At 72.2% G+C, this 5,301-nt stretch carries 2 protein-coding genes and 1 pseudogene; all 3 read right to left on the bottom strand.

From position 1 onward, the window contains the following. Positions 1–170 precede the first annotated feature (170 nt). Positions 171–4,010, bottom strand: a complete 3,840-nt coding sequence (locus tag ON27_RS22245; RefSeq protein WP_043731135.1) for an ABC transporter ATP-binding protein — start codon at positions 4,008–4,010, stop codon at positions 171–173. Positions 4,011–4,097: 87 nt separating this feature from the next. Further along, positions 4,098–4,880, bottom strand: coding sequence for an ABC transporter permease (locus tag ON27_RS22240; protein WP_043731134.1), 783 nt, complete (start codon positions 4,878–4,880; stop codon positions 4,098–4,100). Beyond that, positions 4,877–5,301: pseudogene (locus tag ON27_RS22235) on the bottom strand (ATP-binding cassette domain-containing protein); the annotation flags it as partial. The gene ON27_RS22240 and the pseudogene ON27_RS22235, both read right to left, overlap by 4 nt.

Genomic DNA, 5,301 nt, shown 5'->3' with positions numbered 1-5,301 from the left:
CTACTAGCCACTGGTTCTGTCCGAACTGGGAAGTTGAGCTGCTCACAGCAGGTGTTCGCCTCATTTCGTTCTTCGCGCTGCGACGTTTGTGACGTGCCCGGCACGGGGATCAGCGGATTGCGCGCCGATGCGCCCTATCTGAGGATAGGCCCAGCAGCAAATCGGCGGATTCACTGACCACCCGACACCCCCGACCCTATTGGTGACGACCCGTCGTCACCCGAGAATATTCCCTCCGACGGCAGCGCCGCTGCCCACAGCCGGGCATACGGCCCGCCTGCCGCGAGCAGCTGCTCATGGGAGCCGAATTCCACGATGCGCCCGTGATCGACCACGGCGATCCGGTCGGCGCGCGCCGCCGTGCCGAGCCGGTGCGCGACGATCACGGTGGTCCGGTCGCGGCTCACCGATCGGCTCGCGGCCAGCACCGATGCTTCGGTGTCCGGGTCGAGCGTCGCGGTGGCCTCGTCGAGCAACAGCAAGTCCGGAGCGACCAATTCGGTGCGGGCGAGCGCGATCAGTTGCCGCTGCCCGGCCGACAGGCCCCGACCGCGCTCACCGATCGGGTGGCTCATCCCGAGCGGGAGGGCGGCGATCATGTCCGTCGCGCCCACGGCCGCGGCGGCCGCGGCGATCTCCTCCGGCGTCGCGGATGGTTTCCCGAATGCAATGTTGCTCGCCACGTCGCCGGTGAACAGGTGAGCTTCTTGCGGGACGATGCCCAGCCGGGAGCGGTAGTCGGCGAGCCGGTAATCGCGGATGTCGGCGCCGTCCACGCGGATCACGCCGGGATCGCTCGCGCTCACCTGGGAGCCGTTCGTCGCCGCGCCGTTCGTTTCCGCGGCGGGCTCGCGCTCCCGCGCGGCGGCGGCCGATGCCGCCGGAGAGGCGTCCCGATCGGGTGGCAGGTCGTAGAGCCGGGCGAGCAACTTGACCACGGTCGACTTGCCCGCGCCGGTGGGCCCGACCAGTGCGAGGGTGGAACCCGCCGGGATGCGCAGCGAGACACCGTCCAGCGCCGGGACGCGACTGCCCGCGTAGTGGAAGCGAACGTTGTCGAACGCCACGTCGCCACGCAGCCCCTGGCTGATCGGCACCGGCTCGGCCGGATCGGTGGCGATGGAGGACGGCGTGCGCAGCAGGTCTCCGATCCGGCGCAGGCCGACCCTGGCTTGCTGATAGCTGTCGAACACCTGCGACAGCTGCAGGATCGGCACGAACAGCAGTTGCAGGTACAGCACGAACGCGACCAGCGTCCCCGCGCTGGTCGCGCCCGTGGCGACCTCGCGGGCGCCGAAGAACACCACCGCCGCCAACGCCACGTCCGCCCAACCGACCACGAACGCGAAGTACAGCGCGATCGCCCGCTGGGCCCGCAACCGGCTGTTGCGGTAGCGCTGGGAGTACTCGGCGAAGCGCCGGGCGGCGCGGGGCTCGTGCCGGTTGGCCTGCACCGCGCGCAAGCCCGTCACGTTCTCCTGGAAGTCGGCGTTGACCGCCGACACGTGCTCCCGCGACACCGTGTAGGCGGTGGACGAGACGCGCCGGTACAGCACCGTCGCGATCGCGAGGGCGGGCACCGTCGACAGCACGACGAGCGCCAGCGAGACGTCGATGACCAGCAACGCGACCGTGATACCGGCCAGCGTCAGCAGGCCGACCAGGGAGGTGGCGACGCCGGTCTGCAGAAAGGTGGACAGGGCGTCGACGTCGGTGGTCATCCGCGTCATGATCCGCCCGGACAACTCGCGTTCGTAGTAGTCCAGCCCGAGCCGCTGCAGATGCGCGAAGCTGCGGACCCGCAGGGCGAACAGCACCCGTTCACCCGTGCGGGCGGTGAGCAAGGTCGTGGCCGCGCCGACCGCCCAGCCCATGGCGGCCAGGAACGCGCCGAGCAGCGCCGCGCGGACCAGCGCCGTGGCGTTTTCCTCGAGCACACCGCCATCGATCGCGTACCGCACCAGTGGCGGGAACGCGATGGCGATCGCCGCGTCCGCCGCCAGCAGCGCCATCACCGTCAGCACCAGCCCGCAGACCGGGCGCAGCATACGAGTGAGCCGGAAGCGAGGGTCCGGTCGACGCAGACCTTCCGCGTCCGAACCCGGCTGTTCGGTGGCGGGTGGCAGGAGTTCGATGTTACGGCGCAGCTCGGGCGTCTCGCTGACGTCCGCCGCCGCGCCCGCGAAGCGGCCGGCGGAACCGCTGACCGCTCGCCTGCTCGGGGCCGCGGCCGGCTCCGGCTCCGCGGCGGCATGCGCGGGAGCGGGCAACCGGATGACACGGTCGGCGTGGGCGAGGGTCGACTCGCGATGCGCCAGGATGAGCGTGGTCCGGCCACCGTCGTCCGGCAGCGCGTCGAAGATCGCGGCCTCGGTCACCGCGTCCACCGCGGAGGTGGCGTCGTCCAGCACCAGGACGCGCGGGCGCGACAGCAGCGCCCGTGCCAGGGCGATGCGCTGGCGCTGGCCGCCCGACAGGGTGAGACCGCGCTCGCCGACCACCGTGTCGTAGCCGTCGGGCAGGTCGGCGATGAATCCGTCGGCGGCGGCCTGCACGGCCGCGCGCCGGATCTCCTCGTCGGTGGCGTCCGGACGCCCGAGCGCGATATTGGCCGCGATGGTGTCGGAGAACAGGAAGGGGTCGTCGAAGACGACGCCGATGGCGGCGCGCAGGTCGGCGGCGCGCACGTCGGCGATGTCTACCGCGACGGTCTCGGCGGTGCCGGGCGCGGCGCGCGAGCCGGCGTGCGCGGAGGCGAACGCGTCGGCCGGATCGTCCAGCGGCGGGATGTTGTGGGCGGGTGGACGGTCGGCGAACAGCCGGATAGTGCCCGCGTCCGGTGCGTAGAACCGAGGCAGCAGCAGGGCGAGCGTGGACTTGCCCGACCCCGCCGGGCCGATGACGGCCACCGTCTCGCCGGGCCGTACGCGCAGGTCCAGTTCGCGCAGCACGGGTGTGTCCGGATCGAACCCGAAGGTCACCGCATCGATCTCGATGCCGAGCGGACCGTCCGGCAGTTCGACCGGACGATCAGGGTCGGCGACCACCGGCGCGGTGTCGATCACCTGGAACACGCGCTCGGCCGCCGCCCTGGTCAGCTGAGCCATGACGATCACCGAGGAGAGGATGCGCGCGGTTCCGGTCATGACGGCGACGTAGGCGGCGAACGCGACGAAGGTACCGATGCCGATACTGCCGTGCAACGCCAGCAGCCCGCCGAGGGCGATGACCGCGACCATGCCGACCTGCGGAATCGTCGCGACGGTCGGCGCGAACCCGGCATCGATCCGGGCGGCGCGCATCCGCTCGGCGAACAGCTTGCGGCCGTGCCGCTCCAGCAGGTCGACCATCCGGGCTTCCTGGCCGAAGCCTTTGACCACCCGCACTCCGCTGACCGTCTCCTCGACGTGCTGGGCGAGGTCGGCGGCGCGCTGCTGCGCGGACCAGGTGGCCGCGTGCAGGCGCGGTCGCATGCGGTAGACCACGAAGCCGATGGCGGGCACCACCAGCAGTGCGACGGCGGCCAGCGGCGGGGACAGCCAGATCATCACCGCGGCGGCCAGCCCGAATTCCACCAGCGCCATACCCGACAGCGGCACCATCGCCATCAAGCCTTGGACCAGTTGCAGATCGGTGATCGAGCGCGACACCACCTGTCCGGTGCGCAAAGTGTCCTGCCTGGCCCCGTCCAGCCGCTGCAGCGAGCCGAGCAGGTTCACCCGCAGCGCGTGCTGCACGTCGAGGGAGAGCCGCCCGGCCAGCCAACGTCGCCCGAAACCGGCCGCGGACCGGCTCACCGCCAGGATCAGGAGCAGCGCCGCGACGGCGCCGATCGCCCCCGTGTCACCGATACCCGCCGCGTCGATGGCCCGTTTGGTCAGCAACGGTCCCGCGGTCTCCACGACCGCCCCGCCGAGCACTGCCGCCGCGAGGCCGGCCAGCACCGCGCGGTGCGGTAGGCACTCGGCCCACAGCCTGCGTATCCACCCCGGTCTGTCTCCCCCGTCCACGCCAGCCGGCCCCCTTCGTCGTACCGCGTTCGCCATCGACGGTACCGACACCGGCCGACATCTCGTTGTTCCCGGTACCCCCTCGGGTCACAGATCGCGGGTGCGCAGGCTCCACCAGCTCGCCGCGCCCAAGCCTATGGTCCACAGCAGCAGGACCACGATGGCGGCGGGGGCGGGGGCGAGGACGTCGCTGTCGGGGTAGGACCCGACCGCGACGGCGGCGACGCTGGCGGAGACGGGCAGCAAAGTGACCGCACCCGGGATGCCGAGGCCGCGCGCGATCAGCCAGAGCAAGGGCTCCGCGAGAACCATCCAGCCGAGCAGCAGCGGCACCGCCCTGGTCGAGGACCGCAGCAGGATGCCCGCGCTCGCGCCGATCAGCGACCAGCAGACCGCGGCGAGCAGTCCGCCGCCGAACACCGCGAACAGCTCGCCGGTGAGGGGCACCTTGCCGCGCCCGACGCCGAACAGCGCGACAGCCGACACCAGTTCCACCGCTATCGCCGCGGCCAGCGCGCAGCAGCCGACGACCAGGAATTTCGCGGCGGCGAGCCGGTCGCGGTCGGCCGCGAACAGCGCGGTCACGGCCATGCTGTGATGCCGGTACTCCGCACCGCTGCCCACCGCGCCGAAGATCGCGGCCGCCCCTGCCAGCAGCGCGAGGCCGACGTAGAGCCCGATCGTCGCCGCGCCGGTGGCGGGCTGGCCGCGCGGGTCCGGTGGTCCGGCCAGGCTCGCCGACACGAGGCTCGCCAGCAGCGCCACCCCGACCAGCGCGCAGGCGAGCGTGCGGACGCGCGGCATCGTGACGACCTTGCGGACCTCGGAGTTGACGTTCGGCACCAGGTCGGTGGGCAGGATCGCGATCATCGTGGAATCCCGTAGGGCATCGGCGTGGGCTGGGGGCCGGGCGGGAGGCCCGGGTAGGGCGGCGCGGGCGCGGCGCTGGGTTTGGTCAGCGACGCGAGCACCCGGTCGGGATGGATCGGGTCCGGGACGATGCTGTCGATCCGTACCTGCGCCGCCGTAGCCGCGGCTCTGATCTGGGCTTCGCTCGCTTCGGCGACGGCGAGCCGACCGTCGGGCCGGATCACCGCGTCGGTGAATCCTCGCGCCGCGAGCGTGGTGGCCAGCGCGATGGGGGTGGACGCCGCGACGACCAACCGGTCCGGATGCCCGCGTCGCAACCGCGCCGGGCTGCCCTGATATACCACCTCGCCCTGGCTGAGCACGATCAGCTGGTCCGCGCCCGGGAGGACGGCGCCGAGACTCTCGCTGGTCAGCAGGGCAC

The organism is Nocardia asiatica NBRC 100129, assembly GCF_000308415.1.
GTDB classification, from domain to species: Bacteria; Actinomycetota; Actinomycetes; order Mycobacteriales; family Mycobacteriaceae; genus Nocardia; species Nocardia asiatica.
Note: the sequence above shows the minus strand (reverse complement) of the source record. Positions and strands in the feature narration are given on the sequence as shown.

Excerpts from the sequence above, each read along its gene's own strand:
- ON27_RS22240 (WP_043731134.1), bottom strand. The coding sequence starts at position 4,880 with ATGATCGCGATCCTGCCCACCGACCTGGTGCCGAACGTCAACTCCGAG.